Source organism: Pseudomonas sp. CC11G (assembly GCF_056174845.1).
Genome location: NZ_JBWBZC010000003.1, coordinates 335,154 through 353,290 on the forward strand (window position 1 = coordinate 335,154; position 18,137 = coordinate 353,290).

An 18,137-nucleotide genomic window follows, 5' to 3' on the forward strand; every position below is an offset into this window, starting at 1 on the left:
TTATGCGCAACCGGTCGGCTACAGCACACAAATTTATCCACAGCCCGTCGCCGCCTTGCACTGTCCATGCCGTGTGGCGCGGCGCCCCCTGTTACACTGCACGCCATTTCCGTTCAGCAGGCCTGCTCCCGTGACTTCCACCGCGTTCAATTCGTTGCCCCTATCCGCCGCCATGTTGGCCAACCTGGAATCCCTGGGTTATGCCGAGATGACGCCGATTCAGGCACAAAGCCTGCCGGTGATTCTCAAGGGCATGGACCTGATCGCCCAGGCCAAGACCGGTAGCGGCAAAACGGCGGCCTTCGGCATCGGCCTGCTCAACCCGCTGAACCCGCGTTATTTCGGCTGCCAGGCCCTGGTGCTGTGCCCGACCCGTGAGCTGGCCGACCAGGTCGCCAAGGAAATTCGCCGCCTGGCCCGCAGCGCCGACAACATCAAAGTGCTGACCCTGTGTGGCGGCGTGCCGTTCGGCCCGCAGATCGGCTCGCTGGAGCACGGCGCGCACATTATCGTCGGCACCCCGGGGCGCATTCAGGAACACCTGCGCAAAGGCACCCTGAAACTCGACGGCCTCAACACCCTGGTACTCGACGAAGCCGACCGCATGCTCGACATGGGCTTTAACGACGCCATCACCGACATCATCAGCCACACCCCGGCCAAGCGGCAGACCCTGCTGTTCTCGGCCACGTACCCGTCGGGCATCAAGCAGCTGTCCGCCGCCATCATGCGCGACCCACAGCAGGTGCGCGCCGAGTCGATGCATGCCGACAACCAGATCGAGCAGCGCTTCTACGAAATCGACCCCGACCAGCGCATGCAGGCCGTGACCAAGCTGCTCGCGCACTTCCGTCCGCAATCGTGCGTGGCGTTCTGCTTTACCAAGCAGCAGTGCCAGGAAGTGGTCGACCACCTGACCGCCAAAGGCTTCTCGGCCCAGGCCCTGAACGGCGACCTGGAACAGCGCGACCGCGACCAGGTATTGGCCATGTTCGCCAACCGCAGTTGCAGCATTCTGGTGGCCACCGACGTGGCGGCCCGTGGTCTGGATATCGACTCGCTGGATGCGGTGATCAACGTCGAGCTGGCCCGTGATTCGGAAATCCACATTCACCGCGTGGGCCGTACTGGTCGCGCCGGCGAAAAAGGCCTGGCTCTGAGCCTGGTCGCGCCAGCCGAAGGCCACCGCGCGCAAGCCATCGAAACCCGTCAGCAGGCACCGCTGAAGTGGGACCAGATCGATAACCTCAAGGCCCAGCCGGGCGGCCCGTTGCAGCCACCGATGGTGACCCTGTGCATCGGCGCCGGGCGTAAAGACAAAGTGCGCCCGGGCGATATTCTCGGCGCGCTCACCGGCGATGCCGGCATTCCCGGCGACAAGGTCGGCAAGATCGCCATCTTCGATTACCAGGCCTATGTGGCGGTGGATCGCAATGTGGTGAATCAGGCGCTTAACCGCCTGAACAGCGGGAAGATCAAAGGCAAGTCGATTCGCGTACGTATGCTTTAAAAAACCGCATTCGCCCTTGAGATTCTGGATCCCAGCCTTCGCTGGGATGACGGAGAGTTTGTTAAGTACCCCGTCACCCCAGCGAAGGCTGGGGTCCAGAATGGTAAGGCCGAGCGAGAGACGTAAGCACCGCAAGTACAAGGAGTAGTAGGTGAGGAACATTTTGGTCGTTGAGGACAGCCCTCTTGTCCTGAAGATTCTCGAGCACCTATTCCGCCAGGAACCCAACCTGCAACCCGTCTTCTGCGCGTCCTTAGGCGAAGCCCAGGTGATGCTGGAAACCTCCGCCTCGTTGTTCTTCGCTGCCATCGTCGACCTGCACCTGCCCGATGCCATGGACGGCGAAATTGTCGACCTGGTGCTCGGCTACAAGCTGCCCTGCATCGTGCTCACCGGCTCTTACAACGAGCAGCGTCGCGACGAGCTGCTGCTCAAGGGCGTGGTCGATTACGTGCTCAAGGAAAGCCAGCATTCCTATGAGTACGCCTTCCGCCTGCTGCACCGTCTGGAAAGCAACAGCAAGGTCAAAATCCTGGTCGCCGAAGACTCCGATTCCACCCGCCATTTCATCCGCCGCATTCTCACCTCGCACCTCTACCAGATCATCGATGCGGTAGACGGCGACCAGGCGTTGCAGATTCTCAAGGACCAGCCCGACATCGACCTGCTGCTGGTGGACCACAGCATGCCCGGCATCAGCGGGTTCGATCTGGTGAAGCTGCTGCGGCAGAAAATGAAGCGCACGGACCTCATCATTCTCGGCTTGTCTGCCGACACCAAGGGCTCGCTGAGCGCGCTGTTTATCAAGCACGGCGCCGACGACTTCCTGCGCAAACCGTTCTGCCCGGAAGAGCTCAATTGCCGGGTGATGTCGACCCTGGAGCGGCGCGACCTGATGCAGGCGCTCAAGCAAGCCGCGTTGTTCGACTCGCTGACCAACCTCTACAACCGCCGCGCCTTTTACGAGCAAGGCACGCAGATGTGCAAGCTGGCGCAACGCGGTGGCCATGACCTGAGCGTGGCCATGCTCGACCTGGATTTCTTCAAAAGCATCAACGACGAACACGGCCACGCCAGCGGCGACACCGCGCTGGTGTTGTTTGCCCGCGCGCTGCTGCAGGTGTTTCCAGATGCCTTGCTGGGCCGCCTGGGCGGTGAGGAGTTTGCCCTGCTGAGCCGTCAGGACGCGCCAGCGCTGCATGGTGCGCTGGAGCAGTTGCGCCAGGTGGCGAACGGTTTGAAGTATGCGAACGACGCTCCGCCGCTGAATTTCAGCGCCGGCGTGTACCAGGGCGCGCCGGAAGACCTGGAAAGCCTGCTGCACCAGGCCGATACCCGTTTGTACCAGGCCAAGCATCAAGGCCGCGGGCGCACGGTCAGCAACTAATCCTCTATCTCGCCCGGGTCTTGCCCGGTTGGGCCGCTCGCTTCGAAGGCGGCAAAGCCATGGGCGGCGAATATCTTCGCGTAGGTGCCGTCGGCCTTCATGCCCTGCATGGCCTGGTTGAACCGCGCGACGATTTCCTCGGCATGCGGATGACTTTTGCGCACCAGAATATGCAGGCCGTTTTCGCTCAAAGGCTCGGGCAAGAACTCGAGCTGACTTTCCGTGCCGCGCAATTCGTACTGGAAGTAATGCCGCGCCACCAGCTCATCTTCCAGGGTCAATTGCACACGCCCGGCGGCGAGCATGCGCGCGCCCATGGCGAAGTCCACCACCGGCACCCTGAGCAGCGAGGGGTCGCTGTCGAAGTCGCGCTGGTACACATAGCCGCGAACCACGGCGATGGAATTGCTGCCCAGATCGCTCAGGGTGCGGAACTGCACATCGGTGCCTTTGCGCCGCAGAAAACGGATTCGGTTAACCAGATAGGGTTCAGAAAACACGCCATAGCTGGTGCGCTCGGCGTCGTACCAGGCGCTGACCACGATGTCGTAGTCGGACGCCTGCAACCCGTATAGCACCCGCGCCCACGGCACCTGGAAATACGAGCTGGAGTAGCCGGCGCGCTTGAGCGCGGTAATCACCAGGTCGCTGGACAGGCCATTGTTAAGCAGATTGACGTCGTTGAACGGCGGCCAGGTATTGGCCACCAGGCGCAAACTCTCGGCACTCACCGAGGCGCTGCAAGCAAACACCAGCCACAACATAAGGCGCGGGAATAACTTCATGCCTGGCGACTTCTTAACCGGCTCATGGATACCTGAGCTTAGTCAGCCCTTGGCCCACAACACCAGTACCGATGTCGGGAAACGCCAAGTTTTGTGCGGTGCATACGCTAAACTGCCGCCCCTGTAGACAGGGCTAATGCTTAGAGGTGCGCGGTGCAAGGTTCGGATGTGGTGATTATTGGCGCCGGCGCGGCCGGTTTGATGTGCGCGTTGCAGGCCGCCGGGCGTGGGCGTCAGGTGTTGCTGCTGGACCACGCCAACAAGGCCGGGAAGAAAATCCTGATGTCCGGCGGCGGGCGCTGCAATTTCACCAATATGTATACGGAGCCGGCCAACTTCCTGTCGCAGAACCCGCACTTCTGCAAATCGGCCCTGGCCCGTTATACCCAATGGGACTTTATCGAGCTGGTGAGCAAGCACGGCGTGCCGTATCACGAGAAAAAACTCGGTCAGCTCTTTTGCGATAACAAGGCCAGCGACATTCTCGAACTGCTGCTCAGCGAATGCGACCAGGCCGGCGTCACGCTGCACCTGAATACCGCCGTCACCCAGATCGACAAGACCGACAGCGGCTATCAACTGCAAACCGGCATCGGCGCCGTGAGCTGCACCTCGCTAGTGATTGCCACCGGCGGCCTGTCGATTCCAACCCTGGGCGCCACCGGTTTTGGTTATCAGGTGGCCAAACAGTTCGGCCACAACCTGCTGCCGACGCGCGCCGGGCTGGTGCCGTTCACCATCACCGACCAACTCAAAGAGCTGTGCACCGAGCTGTCCGGCACCTCGGTGGATTGCCTGGTGAGCTGCAACGACGAGAGCTTCCGGGAAAATATTCTGTTCACCCACCGCGGCCTTAGCGGCCCGGCGATTTTGCAGATCTCCTCGTACTGGCTGCCCGGCCAGGCCTTGGCGATCAACCTGCTGCCCGACCACGACGTGCCGACCTGGCTTGCCGAACAACAGGCCGAGCGCCCCAACAGCGAACTGAAAACCCTGCTGGGTGAGCTGTTCACCAAGAAAATGGCCAACCTGCTGGCCGAGCATTGGTTTGTGTCCAAGCCGATGAAGCAGTACACCCCCGGCGAGCTGGCGCAGATTGCCGAGCAACTGGCCAACTGGCAGGTGGTGCCGGCCGGCACCGAAGGCTACCGCACCGCCGAGGTGACGTTGGGCGGCGTCGACACCAAGGAGGTGTCGTCGAAAACCATGGAGTCCTTGAAGTCGCCGGGGCTGTATTTTATTGGCGAGGTGCTGGATGTTACCGGCCACCTGGGCGGCTTCAACTTCCAGTGGGCCTGGGCGTCGGCCTATGCGGCGGCGCAATACGTCTAGGGTGGCGTGACTTCGTGGCGCGGCGAGTGTCCAACCACACGGCTTGCGCGCTGATCGCCCAGGCTTTTTGCAAAAAGTCGCGGGCGACAGTTCGCACTGTCGCGCTTATCCGCTCTAATCACCCTATTGCCAGCCAGGTTGCCTGCCACTGATGCCCGCTCCGACCATTCGCCAATCCCTGCGTCGCCTGTGGGCGTTGGACAAGTTCAGCTATAGCCTGCGGGCCTTTATCGCCCTGACCGGGATCATGGCCCTGTGCTGGACGCAGGACGCCATGCACCAGTTGATTCCGCTGTTTCTCGGCGTAATCGCCAGCGCCCTGGCCGAAACCGATGACAGCTGGCAGGGCCGCCTCAATGCGCTGCTGGTGACCCTGGCGTGCTTTAGCGTGGCCTCGGTGGCGGTGGAGTTGTTGTTCCCGATGCCCTGGGTGTTTGCGGCCTCGATGGCGTTGGCGAGTTTTTGCCTGACCATGCTTGGCGCGCTGGGCGAACGCTACGCACGCATCGCTCAGGCCACGCTGATTCTCTCGGTGTACACCATGATCGGGGTGGACCAGCGCGACGGCGCCCAGGTGAATTTCTGGCACGAACCGATGCTGCTGGTGGCCGGCGCCGCCTGGTATGGCTTGCTATCGGTGATCTGGCAGGCGATTTTTGCCCACCAGCCAGTGCAGCAGAGCCTGGCGGTGTTGTTCCGTGAGCTGGGGCGGTTTCTCAAGCTCAAGTCGGCGATGTTCGAACCGATTCGCGGTGTGGATCTGGAAGACAAACGCCTGGCCCTGGCCAAGCAGAACGGCAAAGTGGTGGCGGCGCTTAATGCCAGCAAAGAGATCATTCTCAACCGCGTGGACAGCGCGCGGCCGGGGCAGAAAATCAGCCGCTACCTGAAGCTGTATTTTATGGCGCAAGACATTCACGAACGCGCCAGTTCCTCGCACTACCCGTACAACGAACTGGCCGAAGCTTTTTTTCACAGCGACGTGCTGTTCCGCTGCCAGCGCCTGCTGCGCCAACAAGGCTGGGCCTGCCAGCAACTGGGCCAGGCCATCCAATTGCGCCAGAGCTTCGACTACGGCGGCCACTCCAACCAGGCCCTGGCCGACCTGCAGGCCTCGATGGAGCACCTGCGCATTCAGAGCAACCCGGCCTGGCGCAGCCTGCTGCGTTCGTTGCGCGCCCTGGCCAGCAACCTCGGCACGTTGAATAACCTGCTGTCCAATGCCAACAACCCCGACGCCCTGGCCGACGAACAGGACAGCAGCTTGCTGGACCGCTCGCCGCGCTCACTCAAAGACATCATCGGCCGCATTCGCCTGCAGCTGACGCCGACCTCATTGCTGTTTCGCCATGCGCTGCGCCTGTCCATCGCACTAAGCGTGGGCTACGGCATGCTGCACCTGATTCACCCTGAGGAAGGCTACTGGATCATTCTCACCACGCTGTTCGTGTGTCAGCCCAACTACGGCGCCACACGCAAAAAACTGATGCAGCGGATTGGCGGCACGGTGATTGGGTTGGTGCTCGGCTGGGCGTTGTTCGACCTGTTCCCCGGCGCGCTGATTCAAGCGATGTTCGCGGTGGTGGCCGGGGTGGTGTTCTTCGCCAACCGGGCCACGCGCTACATGCTGTCGACGGCGGCGATCACCCTGATGGTGATGTTCTGCTTTAACCAGGTGGGCGATGGGTACGGGCTGATCGTGCCGCGTCTGGTGGATACCTTGCTCGGTGCGTTGATTGCGGGCCTGGCGGTGTTCCTGATTCTGCCGGACTGGCAGGGCCGACGCCTGAACCAGGTAGTGGCCAACACCCTGAGCTGCAACAGCCGCTACCTGCAACAGATCATGCGCCAGTACGCCGAAGGCAAGCGCGACGACCTCGCCTACCGCCTGGCCCGGCGCAACGCCCATAACGCCGACGCGGCGCTGTCCAGCACGCTGGCCAATATGCTGATGGAGCCTGGGCATTTCCGTAAGGAAGCGGATGTGGGTTTCCGTTTCCTGGTGCTGTCGCACACCTTGCTCAGTTACCTCTCGGCCCTCGGTGCGCACCGTGGCGAGGTGCTGCCCGGCGCCACTGGGCCTGGGCTGATCAGCCAGGCGGCAAGCATTCTGGCCAGCAGCCTGGATGAAGTGGCGCAGAACCTGGTGGAGAAAACCCCCGTAGTTATCCACAGCGATGCCGAGGAAGAATTGGCCAAGGCGCTGGAGCAATTACCGGAAGAAATGGACGACCGCGAGCGGCTGGTGCAAAGCGAGCTGGCGTTGATTTGCCGGCAGTTGAGCCCGTTGCGGACATTGGCGGCGCATGTGTTGCGCGATCCGGTGAGCATTAACGCGCCGGGTTAAGCGTATGGATAATTGCCCCTAAACACCGTCATTCCGGCGCAGGCCGGAATCCAGAGTGCTGCAGGTAACTACGTTCGCCGGGTTATTCTGGATCCCAGCCTGCGCTGGGACGACGATTCGGGACGACGGAGATGGGACAACTATCGGGGCCTACCGCAGCATATCCGCGAGTGCATCAATCTCTTCACGGTGCACCGTAATCAGCTGCAGCCCACCGTTGATATCCAGCTGGTTATACGGCGGCAGCAACTTGCCAAAGCCGGCCAGGCTTTGCAGCGGCGGCAGGTCGGACACATGGTCGAAGCCTTTGAGGCGGTGGTAGCGGGCCAGGTTGACCAGATCGATCAGCTCCATGTGATAGCCGATGCCCTTCTCCTCCCAGTTGCCGCTGTTGCGCACCACCGCCACCAACTCCTCATCCACCGCCCATTTGCGCAGCAGAATCACGCCCAGCGACTTGCTGTATTCCTGGCACAGCTGCAGGTACAGCTCGCGCGAGGGCACGGCGTCTTCTTTGAAGGCAGAGAGAATCGCCAACGAGCCCAGCTCGCTCATCAGGCTGGCCAACAGCGCCTGCTCGGGCTGAACTTTGCCCACTCGGGACGCCAGAAAACCGCAAATGCAGGCCTGCAGAATCAGGCGCTCCCACGCCTCCATAAACAGCTTTTTATGGGCGGCGCTGTGCAGGGTGAACAGGCTTTGAATGCTGTGGACCATGGTGATGCGGTCGACCTGGCCGACGCCCAGCACCTGCATGACGTCTTTGAGGGTTTTGGGACCACGGCGGGTGCGATTGAGGGCGCTGGAGGAGTATTTGATTAGCAGAGCGGCGAGCGCCGGGTCGCGGCTGATCAGTTTGCTCAGGGCTTCCAGACTGATATCGGGGCTGCGCAGGGCTTTGCGAATTTCCAGGGTCAACGCCGGCAGGCTGGGCAATTGTTCTTCGCCAGACATCAACTGCGTGACCACCTGGCGATAGCGGGAGTACCCACTCAACACGGCCGACATAACACCCTACTCCAACGCAAACCCTCAGGCGGTACAGGCTAATCGCTATCACGGCGTTTGCCCATTGGCCGCCCGTCTGAAGTGAGAGAAACCGCACACCCTGCCGACCACGCCGCCGGCAAGCAGGTTGAACCCCTGCCCGATTGCACAAGTCCCAACCTTAACCGTCGCTAGCCTTTGAGGACTGCACCATGGAACGCAACGCCCACGACCTGCCCGCCCTATTCCAACAACTCGGCCTGCCGTCCGAGCCCGACGAGATCGCCCAATTTATCGCCAGCCATTCGCCACTGCCCGATGAGATCAAGGTGTCGAAGGCCAGCTTCTGGTCGCCGTCGCAGCAGGCGTTTCTGCAGGATGAGATTCTCGATGACTCCGACTGGGCGCCGGTGGTCGATCAGCTCAATGTGTTGCTGCGCAAGAAAGTGCCTTAGGCCTCAACCTTAGGTAGATCGCGCCACGTCAGATATACGCGCAGATCAAACTCCAACTGGTGATAGCCCGGCAGCATGTACTCGCAGAGCTTGTAGAAGGCCTTGTTGTGGTCGGACTCTTTGAGGTGGGCGAGCTCATGCACCACGATCATGCGCAGAAACTCCGGCGCGGCGTCCTTGAATAGCGCCGCCACGCGAATCTCTTTCTTGGCCTTGAGCTTGCCGCCCTGCACCCGCGAAATGGCGGTGTGCAGCCCCAGCGCGCGGTGGGTGAGGTCCAGGCGGTTGTCGAACAGCACCTTGTCGATATTCGGCGCGTTACGCAGGTGTTCTTGCTTCAACTCCAGCGTGTAGGTGTACAGCGCCTTGTCGCTTTGCACCGCGTGCTTGCCCGGATAGCGCTGCTGCAAATACTCCCCCAGACGATTACTGGCGATCAGTTGCTGCACCTGTGCTTGCAGGGCGGGCGGATAGGCTTGCAGGTATTTCAAGGGAGAAAGGGGAGCGGACATGGGTAGCCAGTCGTCGGCAGTGGTTCGCCAGTTTAACCAAGGCTGCCCACAGGGCAAAACGCCAGCTTTTTTCGGGCCCTGAAGTAGATCAAGCACTTGCATCAACCACCCGCAAAACAAGCGAAACGGCCGTCGATTTCATGGCAGTTCAGGGGCGACGAAAGGCACTCAAGGGCGCTAAACGTCGAGCGATACACAAGCCGCGGGACACTTGGGCAACACCGTTGGGTTGCACCGTAACTACCTCTCCCGCGGAGAGACCTTGATGATCGACCTGGCTACCTGGAACCTGTCCATCCCTGTTGGCGTACCGGCCACCACCATCCAAACCCCGGTGCTGGTGGGCGGCTACCAGGACTACTACTTCAAAGCGGACAACGGTTCGATATTCTTCTGGGCGCCGGTCAACGGCACCGTGACCGACAGCGCCAGCTACCCGCGCAGCGAACTGCGCGAAACCTTCGCCGACAGCAAATTGCGCAACTGGACCTACCCCAGCGCCGACAATTTCCTGCGCGCGGCAGTTGCCGTTAACCAGGTGCCTTCCACAGGCAAAGTGGTGATCGGCCAGATTCACGCTTACGGCAGCAGCAAGCCGATGGCGAAGCTGGAGTTCCAGTACAAGACCAAGACCGGCACCGCCAATATCGTCGCCAAGGTGCGGACCAGCCCGACGGACGAAGAAGGCCAAGTGATTACCGTGCTCAGCGGCATCAAGCTGAATGAACGCTTTACCTACACGTTACACCTGACGCCCAAGGGCTCACTGGCCATCAGCGTCAACAGCACGCAGTGGTCGACCGTGGTGAACCCGACTTGGGCGCCGAAACCGTTGTACTTCAAGGCGGGCGTGTACACGCAGGACAACGAAGGCAACGAAACCGAAGCCGGTGCGGCGACGTTTTATGTGTTGAAGATTGAGCATGTGGTGGTGGCGGCAACGACTACTGCTGCCAAAACAGCCAAGTAACAAACGTCCACCGTCATTAGCCTGCGCTGGGATGACGGATGTTGGCTCCAGGAAATAAAAAACCGCGCCTAAGCGCGGTTTTTGTGGAGCTAAAACGCAGCGGTGATCAGTTCACCTTGGCGTTCAACTCACCCTTGGCATAACGCTGGTACATGCTTTCCAGGGAGATCGGCTTGATCTTCGAGGCGTTGCCAGCAGTGCCGAAGGCTTCGTAGCGGGCGATGCAGACGTCGCGCATGGCTTTGACGGTTTCGCCAAAGAATTTGCGTGGGTCGAACTCGCTTGGGTTGGTGGCCATCAGCCGGCGCATGGCACCGGTGGACGCCAGGCGCAGGTCGGTGTCGATGTTGACCTTGCGCACGCCGTGCTTGATGCCTTCAACGATTTCTTCAACCGGCACGCCGTAGGTTTCTTTGATGTCGCCGCCGTACTGGTTGATGATCGCCAGCCACTCTTGCGGTACCGAAGAAGAACCGTGCATCACCAGGTGGGTGTTGGGGATGCGCTTGTGGATTTCTTTGATACGGTCGATGGCCAGCACGTCGCCGGTAGGCGGCTTGGTGAACTTGTAAGCACCGTGGCTGGTGCCGATGGCGATGGCCAAGGCATCCACTTGGGTCTTCTTGACGAAGTCGGCGGCTTCTTCCGGGTCGGTCAGCATCTGGCTGTGATCCAGAACGCCTTCGGCGCCGATGCCGTCTTCTTCACCGGCCATGCCGGTTTCCAGCGACCCCAGGCAACCCAGCTCGCCTTCTACCGATACGCCGCAGGCGTGAGCCATGGCCACGGTCTGTTGGGTAACGCGAACGTTGTAGTCGTAATCGGTCGGGGTTTTGCCGTCTTCGCCGAGCGAGCCGTCCATCATCACCGAGCTGAAGCCCAGTTGGATGGAGCGCTGGCAGACGTCAGGGCTGGTGCCGTGATCCTGGTGCATGCACACCGGGATATGCGGGAATTCTTCGATTGCCGCGAGGATCAGGTGACGCAGGAACGGAGCGCCCGCGTATTTCCGTGCACCGGCCGAAGCCTGCACGATCACCGGGGAATTGGTCTTGTCAGCCGCTTCCATGATGGCGCGCATCTGTTCCAGGTTGTTGACGTTGAAAGCTGGAACGCCGTAGCCGAATTCGGCGGCGTGGTCCAGCATCTGGCGCATGCTGATAAGTGCCATGGTTTAACTATCTCCCGGTTTCGCTAGTTAATCGTGCAAGCCTGCAACTGCGGGCATTGTATAGGCGAAGAAGGCACTGCGTTAGGCCCTCTGCCGTGTGAATACTCAGGGGGCTTTGCAGCCCCGGCCAATCAGGTCGTTATTGGCAACCCAGTAAATCAGGCCTTCCTGTCCTTTTATGTGAAAGGCCAGGACATCGCTGCTATAGAAAGCACCGGTCTCTACAGGTTCCTGTTTGAGCCGATAAACGATATCGCCACCGCCCAGGCGTACATCAACCGCGCGCTGGTCAGACTCGGCATAGCGCCACAGCACCTTGGCCTGGCTATCGCAGGTCCAGGTGGTCCACTGCTCGGTGGGCTGTGAACTCGCACAACCAGCAAGCAATACGAGGGCCATCAGGCCCATCACGCCTTTCATCCACACTCCTTATGGGCCAGCGTTGGCTTGCCCGGCTTTGCCTCAAGGGCGGCTCAGTCAGGGGCAATTTTGCTCGTGACTGTCACTCATGGCTGGTTCGCCCGTCGTCTGCGCTTCCACCCGCTGATCATTCTGGTTGGTCGGCAGGCTGATCTGCGCGGGGCTCATCACCTCGCAGGTACTGGGCGAGCTACCGCCGGCACAGCCGGTCAGTAGCACTAACAACGAAACGGACAACAGGGTGGCGCTGTAGCGGGTCATGGCAGGTCTTCCTTTACGCGAGGGGGCTATAAGCAGTGACCCATGGGCCGCTGAAATAGTTGCTCTTGCGTGACCGGCCAGCACCGCCATGGTGCGCACAGCACACCCTACGGGCATTCCTCCGTGGCCGCCGCTGGCTGGTTATCGCCTTGCGCCGGCTGCGGCCGATGTTCTTCGTCGAAACGACGGTAGATCACCGCGGAGGTTTCTGCCCACCAACTGGTTTGATAACAACTTGGCTGCTTGGCCTGCTGCGCCGGGGTCGGCGCAGTCGGCATGACCGTTTGCGGTTCGGCGCTGCTGCAGCCTTGCATCAGCAAGGCAACGGCAGCGACGAGGTACACACGGTGCATGGCGTGGCTCAAGCCTTGGCGCGCTGTTCGAGCACTTCTACAGCCGGCAGCACTTTGCCTTCGACGAATTCGAGGAACGCGCCACCGCCGTGGAAATGTAGGAGATCTTGTCGCCCACGCCATATTTGTCGATAGCGGCCAGGGTGTCGCCACCGCCGGCAATGGAGAACGCCGAGCTTTCGGCAATGGCCAGGGCCAGGGCTTTGGTGCCTTCGCCGAACTGGTCGAACTCGAACACGCCGACCGGGCCGTTCCACAGAATGGTTTTCGACGATTTGAGCAGCTCGGCAAACAGCGCGGCAGTTTGCGGGCCGATGTCGAGGATCATGTCGTCGTCAGCCACGTCGCTGATGGCTTTGACGGTCGCTTCGGCGGTCTGGGCGAATTCCTTGGCCACGACTACGTCCACCGGCAACGGCACGCTCACCTTGGCCGCGATGGCTTTGGCGGTGTCCAGCAGGTCCGGTTCGTACAGCGACTTGCCCACCGGGTAGCCGGCGGCGGCGAGGAAGGTGTTGGCGATGCCGCCACCGACGATCAGCTGGTCGCAGATCTGGCTCAGGCTGTTGAGCACGTCGAGCTTGGTCGACACTTTCGAGCCGGCCACGATGGCGGCCATCGGCTTGGCCGGGGCGCCCAGGGCTTTGCCCAGCGCGTCGAGCTCGGCGGCCAGCAGCGGGCCGGCAGCGGCGACTTTGGCGAACTTGGCCACGCCGTGGGTCGAGCCCTCGGCACGGTGCGCGGTACCGAAGGCGTCCATCACGAACACGTCGCACAGGGCGGCGTATTGCTGGGCCAGTTCGTCAGCGTTCTTTTTCTCGCCTTTGTTAAAGCGCACGTTTTCAAACAGCACGATATCGCCAGGGGCTACATCGACGCCGCCCAGGTAGTCGGCCACCAGCGGCACGTCACGACCCAGGGCTTTGCTCAGGTAGTCGGCCACGGGCTTCAGGCTGTTTTCAGCGCTGAACTCGCCCTCGGTCGGGCGCCCCAGGTGCGAGCACACCATGACCGCAGCGCCTTTTTCCAGGGCCAGCTTGATGGTGGGCAAGGACGCGAGAATGCGCGCATCGCTGGTGACTACGCCGTCCTTGACGGGCACGTTGAGGTCTTCGCGAATCAGCACGCGCTTACCTTTAAGATCGAGATCGCTCATTTTTTGTACAAGAGGGGTGGTCATGGCGCAGTCCTTCCCGGGCTGGTTGATCAAAGGTCGTTAGAAGCAGGTGAAGCAGAAATCTCTAGGTAGTGCTGAGCCACATCGAGCATGCGATTGGCGAAACCCCATTCGTTGTCGAACCAGGCCAGCAGGTTCACCAGCCGTGGGCCGGAAACGCGGGTCTGACTGCCGTCGACAATTGCCGAATGCGGGTCGTGGTTGAAATCACAGCTGGCGTGCGGCAATTCGGTGTAGGCCAGCAGGCCTTTCAACGGCCCGCTTTCCGCCGCCTGACGCAGCACCCGGTTGATCTCGGTGGCATCGGTGTCGCGTGCGGTCTGCAGGGTAATGTCCAGGCATGACACATTCACCGTCGGCACTCGCACGGCTTTGGCCTGAATTCGTCCGGCAAGTTCCGGCAACAACCGCTCGATACCGCGGGCCAGGCCCGTGGACACCGGAATCACCGACTGGAAGGCCGAGCGGGTGCGCCGCAGGTCTTCGTGGTGATACGCGTCGATTACCGGCTGGTCGTTCATGGCCGAGTGAATGGTGGTGATTGATGCATATTCCAGACCCACCGCTTCATTGAGCAATTTCAGCAGCGGCACACCGCAGTTGGTGGTGCATGAAGCGTTGGATACCAGCGTCTCGCGGCCGGTCAGCTTTTGCTGGTTAACGCCGTAGACGATGGTGGCGTCGATATCCGCCTCGCTGGCCATCGGCTGCGAGAACAATACGCGCGGCGCACCGGCATCGAGAAAGCGTTGACCGTCGGCGCGGCTGTTATAGGCGCCGGAGCATCCAGCACCAGATCGATACCCAGGGCTGCCCAGTCGATGCCTTCGGGCGTGGCGCTGCGCAGCACTTGCAGGTTGTCGCCGTTGATATGCAGAAACTCGCCCTCGATGCGCACCTCGCCGGGGAACCGGCCGTGGGTGGAGTCGAAGCGAGTGAGGTATTCGAGGCTGGCGAGATCGGCCAGGTCATTGACCGCCACCACCTGGAAACCGGCCTTGGCACCCCGCTCATACAGCGCGCGCAGCACGCAACGGCCGATGCGGCCATAACCGTTAAGGGCAACTTTGTAAGGGCGTTGGGACATGGACAGCTCACGTCGGATGGAGCGGAGGGGGTGCGGCAAACCCAAGCTACGCAAGACCGCGGACGTAGGATGGGTGGGGCCGCCTAGGCGAGCACAGCGAACCCATCGATTCGCGTAACGATGGGGGGCCTCTACCCATCCTACGGAACCGCGGGTGCCGCTAGGTTTTTAGCCTTCCAGCAACTCGCCGGCTTGCTCGAGGATGTTCTCCACGGTAAAGCCGAAGTGTTCGAACAGTGCCGGCGCCGGGGCCGATTCGCCGAAGCTGGTCATGCCGATCACGCGGCCTTCCAGGCCAACGTACTTGTACCAGTAGTCAGCGTGAGCCGCTTCGATTGCGATACGCGCACCAACTTGCAGCGGCAGAACCGACTGTTTGTAATCGGCGTCTTGAGCTTCGAATACGCTGGTGCACGGGATGGACACCACGCGCACGTTGCGGCCCTGCTCGGTCAGCTTGTCGTAGGCGGCTACGGCCAGACCGATTTCCGAACCGGTGGCGATCAGGATCAGCTCAGGCTCGCCGGCGCAGTCTTTCAGCACATAACCACCGCGCTCCACGTTGGCCAATTGCTCGGCATCACGGGTTTGGTGCGGCAGGTTCTGACGGGAGAAGATCAGGGCGGTCGGACCGTCCTTGCGCTCTACCGCGTGCTTCCAGGCGACGGCCGATTCAACGGCATCGGCTGGGCGCCAGGTGTCGAGGTTCGGCGTGGTGCGCAGGCTGGTCAGTTGCTCGATCGGCTGGTGCGTCGGGCCGTCTTCGCCCAGACCGATGGAGTCGTGGGTGAACACATACAGCACGCGCTGCTTCATCAGGGCCGACATGCGCACCGCGTTGCGGGCGTATTCCATAAAGATCAGGAAGGTGGCGCCGTACGGCACGAAGCCGCCGTGCAGGGCAACGCCGTTCATGATGGCGCTCATGCCGAATTCGCGGACGCCGTAGAACATGTAATTGCCAGCGGCATCTTCGGCGCTGACGCCTTTGCAGCCTTTCCACAGGGTCAGGTTGGAGCCGGCCAGGTCAGCCGAACCGCCGAGGAATTCCGGCAGCAGCGGGCCGAAGGCGTTCAGGGCGTTCTGGCTGGCTTTGCGGCTGGCGATGGTTTCGCCTTTGCTCGCCACTTCATTCACATAGGCAGCGGCCTTGTCAGCGAAGTCGGCAGGCAAGTCGCCGGCCAGACGGCGTTTCAGTTCGCTGGCCAGTTCCGGGTGCGCGGCGGCGTAAGCGTCAAAGCGCTTGTTCCACTCGGCTTCGGCGGCAGCACCCGCAGTTTTGGCGTCCCACTCGGCGTAGATGTCCGCCGGTACTTCGAACGGGCCGTGGTTCCAGCCCAGCGAGGCGCGGGTCAGGGCAATTTCGTCGGCACCCAGCGGGGCGCCGTGGCAGTCTTCTTTACCTTGCTTGTTCGGCGAGCCGAAACCAATCACGGTTTTGCAGCAGATCAGGGTCGGCTGTGCGCTTTTGCGCGCGGTGTCGATGGCAATCTTGATTTCTTCGGCGTCGTGGCCGTCAACGTTGCGAATCACCTGCCAGCCGTAGGCTTCGAAGCGTTTCGGGGTGTCGTCGGTGAACCAGCCTTCGACTTCACCGTCGATGGAGATACCGTTGTCGTCGTAGAAGGCGATCAACTTGCCCAGCTCCAGGGTGCCGGCCAGCGAGCTCACTTCGTGGGAAATACCTTCCATCATGCAACCGTCACCCAGGAACACGTAGGTGTGGTGGTCGACGATGTTGTGGCCAGGACGGTTGAACTGCGCGCCCAGCACTTTCTCGGCCAGGGCAAAACCCACGGCGTTGGCCAGACCCTGACCCAACGGGCCAGTGGTGGTTTCCACGCCCGGGGTGTAGCCGTATTCCGGGTGACCCGGGGTGCGGCTGTGCAGCTGGCGGAAGTTTTTCAGGTCGTCGATGGACAGGTCGTAGCCGGTCAGGTGCAGCAACGAATAGATGAGCATTGAGCCATGGCCGTTGGACAGGATGAAACGGTCACGGTCGGCAAACGTCGGGTTGCTCGGGTTGTGCTTGAGGTAGTCACGCCACAGCACTTCGGCGATATCCGCCATACCCATCGGTGCACCGGGGTGGCCGCTGTTGGCTTTCTGCACGGCATCCATGCTGAGGGCACGAATGGCATTGGCACGCTCACGACGGCTGGGCATCGCTAATCTCCTGGGTGGGGCTGTTCACAAAAAGGCGGCCATTTTCGCCCAGGCAGCGGGTGCGGGGCAATCACAGATGGTCGCACCGGGGAGCTTTTGTCCCCTGGACGACCCTTGCCGCGCAATATCAAAACTTTTTGATATTGGTCTTGCTGGATAAAAAATGACCGACTAGACTGCGCAGCCTATGAATATGCGCGTGCCCCAACTCCGTTTCGAGCCTGCAGATGAACTGGCTGCCTTGTGCAAAGCCGGTGGCGATCCGCTGCGCCTGAACGTACTGCGGGCGCTGTGCAACGACTCCTTCGGGGTGCTGGAACTGGCGCAGATTTTCGCCACCGGCCAGTCGGGCATGAGCCACCATTTGAAGGTGCTGGCCCAAGCCGGCCTGGTGGCCACTCGGCGTGAAGGCAATGCGATTTTCTACCGCCGCGCGCTGGCGCCGGCCGAGCGCCTGGGTGGTTTGCTGCACAACGCCCTGCTCGATGAAGTGGATAACCTGCACTTGCCCGCCGACGTGCAGACCCGTATCGCCGCCGTGCATGGTCAACGCGCCGCCGCCAGCCAGGACTTTTTCAGCCGCATGGCGGAAAACTTCCAGGCCCAGCAGGACTTGATCGCCGGCCTGCCGCAATACCGCGACAGCGTGCTGGCTCTGCTCGATGCGCTGGGCTTCGGCAAAGACGCCACCGCGCTGGAGATCGGCCCCGGCGACGGCGGTTTTCTGCCGGAGCTGGCTCGGCGTTTTGCCCAGGTAACCGCGCTGGATAACAGCCCGGCTATGCTCGAACTGGCGCGTCTGCGCTGCGAACAGGAAGGTCTGGGCAACGTCGTACTGCAACTGGCAGACGCGTTGAATGAAGACAGTGAGCGCCTGGTGGCGGACTGCGTGGTGCTGAACATGGTGCTGCACCACCTGGCCGCCCCGGCCGATGCGTTGAAACAGCTGGCGCAGCGGGTCAAACCCGGCGGCAGTCTGTTGATTACCGAGTTATGCCGCCACAACCAGAGCTGGGCCAGGGAGGCCTGCGGTGATCTCTGGCTAGGCTTTGAACAGGAAGACCTGGCCCACTGGGCGACCGCCGCAGGGCTGGTGCCCGGTGAAAGCCTCTACATTGGATTACGCAATGGTTTCCAGATTCAGGTGCGCCATTTTCAGCGCGCCCCTGGTAGCCCGGACCCATCAGCAGCCGTAACGCTGCCGAACACTTGATAAA

At 61.5% G+C, this 18,137-nt stretch carries 15 protein-coding genes and 2 pseudogenes; 7 read left to right on the plus strand and 10 right to left on the minus strand.

Annotated elements, in window-relative coordinates:
• Positions 1-130: 130 nt before the first annotated feature.
• Together dbpA and AC0V2S_RS06150 are read left to right on the plus strand one after the other, a co-directional pair.
• On the plus strand, positions 131-1,510 hold the full coding sequence (gene dbpA, locus AC0V2S_RS06145) for an ATP-dependent RNA helicase DbpA (protein ID WP_475508950.1): 1,380 nt from the start codon (positions 131-133) through the stop codon (positions 1,508-1,510).
• 151 nt (positions 1,511-1,661) lie between these two features.
• Positions 1,662-2,897, plus strand: coding sequence for a diguanylate cyclase (locus AC0V2S_RS06150; protein WP_475508951.1), 1,236 nt, complete (start codon positions 1,662-1,664; stop codon positions 2,895-2,897).
• Here the strand turns inward: AC0V2S_RS06150 and AC0V2S_RS06155 are convergent.
• Positions 2,894-3,682: a substrate-binding periplasmic protein gene (locus tag AC0V2S_RS06155; RefSeq protein ID WP_475508952.1), complete on the minus strand. Its 789-nt coding sequence runs from the start codon at positions 3,680-3,682 to the stop codon at positions 2,894-2,896. The two genes, AC0V2S_RS06150 and AC0V2S_RS06155, sit on opposite strands and share 4 nt — an antisense overlap.
• A gap of 153 nt (positions 3,683-3,835) precedes the next feature.
• Here AC0V2S_RS06155 and AC0V2S_RS06160 point away from each other — a divergent pair, with 153 nt between their 5' ends.
• On the plus strand, positions 3,836-5,014 hold the full coding sequence (locus AC0V2S_RS06160) for a BaiN/RdsA family NAD(P)/FAD-dependent oxidoreductase (RefSeq protein ID WP_475508953.1): 1,179 nt from the start codon (positions 3,836-3,838) through the stop codon (positions 5,012-5,014).
• Positions 5,015-5,165: 151 nt separating this feature from the next.
• The gene (gene yccS / locus AC0V2S_RS06165) at positions 5,166-7,361 is read left to right on the plus strand and encodes a YccS family putative transporter (protein ID WP_475508954.1); all 2,196 of its coding nucleotides are present in this window, start codon (positions 5,166-5,168) and stop codon (positions 7,359-7,361) included.
• 150 nt (positions 7,362-7,511) lie between these two features.
• Here yccS and AC0V2S_RS06170 read toward each other — a convergent pair whose 3' ends face one another.
• The gene (locus AC0V2S_RS06170; RefSeq protein WP_475508955.1) at positions 7,512-8,369 is read right to left on the minus strand and encodes an HDOD domain-containing protein; all 858 of its coding nucleotides are present in this window, start codon (positions 8,367-8,369) and stop codon (positions 7,512-7,514) included.
• Between the two features lie 191 nt (positions 8,370-8,560).
• Here AC0V2S_RS06170 and AC0V2S_RS06175 point away from each other — a divergent pair, with 191 nt between their 5' ends.
• Positions 8,561-8,803 carry a DUF2789 domain-containing protein gene (locus tag AC0V2S_RS06175; protein ID WP_475508956.1) on the plus strand — a complete coding sequence of 81 codons (243 nt, stop codon included), beginning with the start codon at positions 8,561-8,563 and terminating at the stop codon, positions 8,801-8,803.
• On the opposite strand, the gene AC0V2S_RS06180 is transcribed toward AC0V2S_RS06175, so the two are convergent.
• Entirely contained in the window at positions 8,800-9,315 is a 516-nt protein-coding gene (locus tag AC0V2S_RS06180) for a M48 metallopeptidase family protein (RefSeq protein WP_475508957.1), read from the minus strand. The genes AC0V2S_RS06175 and AC0V2S_RS06180 overlap by 4 nt on opposite strands.
• Positions 9,316-9,580: 265 nt before the next feature.
• Here AC0V2S_RS06180 and AC0V2S_RS06185 point away from each other — a divergent pair, with 265 nt between their 5' ends.
• A complete protein-coding gene (locus AC0V2S_RS06185; protein ID WP_475508958.1) occupies positions 9,581-10,285 on the plus strand; it encodes a polysaccharide lyase family 7 protein in 705 nt (234 codons plus the stop codon).
• A gap of 106 nt (positions 10,286-10,391) precedes the next feature.
• Here the strand turns inward: AC0V2S_RS06185 and fba are convergent, their stop codons facing one another.
• From fba to tkt, 7 genes and pseudogenes are all read right to left on the minus strand, one after another.
• Positions 10,392-11,456 carry a class II fructose-bisphosphate aldolase gene (fba, locus tag AC0V2S_RS06190; RefSeq protein ID WP_475508959.1) on the minus strand — a complete coding sequence of 355 codons (1,065 nt, stop codon included), beginning with the start codon at positions 11,454-11,456 and terminating at the stop codon, positions 10,392-10,394.
• A 105-nt stretch (positions 11,457-11,561) separates the two neighbouring features.
• Positions 11,562-11,876 carry an MliC family protein gene (locus AC0V2S_RS06195; RefSeq protein WP_475508960.1) on the minus strand — a complete coding sequence of 105 codons (315 nt, stop codon included), beginning with the start codon at positions 11,874-11,876 and terminating at the stop codon, positions 11,562-11,564.
• 57 nt (positions 11,877-11,933) lie between these two features.
• Entirely contained in the window at positions 11,934-12,137 is a 204-nt protein-coding gene (locus AC0V2S_RS06200; RefSeq protein ID WP_475508961.1) for a hypothetical protein, read from the minus strand.
• A gap of 107 nt (positions 12,138-12,244) precedes the next feature.
• A complete protein-coding gene (locus tag AC0V2S_RS06205; protein ID WP_475508962.1) occupies positions 12,245-12,490 on the minus strand; it encodes a hypothetical protein in 246 nt (81 codons plus the stop codon).
• An 8-nt stretch (positions 12,491-12,498) separates the two neighbouring features.
• Positions 12,499-13,670, minus strand: a pseudogene (locus tag AC0V2S_RS06210) (phosphoglycerate kinase).
• Between the two features lie 26 nt (positions 13,671-13,696).
• A pseudogene (gene epd / locus AC0V2S_RS06215) lies at positions 13,697-14,754 on the minus strand (erythrose-4-phosphate dehydrogenase).
• Between the two features lie 168 nt (positions 14,755-14,922).
• Positions 14,923-16,920: a transketolase gene (tkt, locus tag AC0V2S_RS06220; protein WP_475508963.1), complete on the minus strand. Its 1,998-nt coding sequence runs from the start codon at positions 16,918-16,920 to the stop codon at positions 14,923-14,925.
• Positions 16,921-17,107: 187 nt separating this feature from the next.
• On the opposite strand from tkt, the gene AC0V2S_RS06225 reads away from it, so the two are divergent.
• Positions 17,108-18,133, plus strand: coding sequence for an ArsR/SmtB family transcription factor (locus AC0V2S_RS06225; protein WP_475508964.1), 1,026 nt, complete (start codon positions 17,108-17,110; stop codon positions 18,131-18,133).
• Positions 18,134-18,137 lie beyond the last annotated feature (4 nt).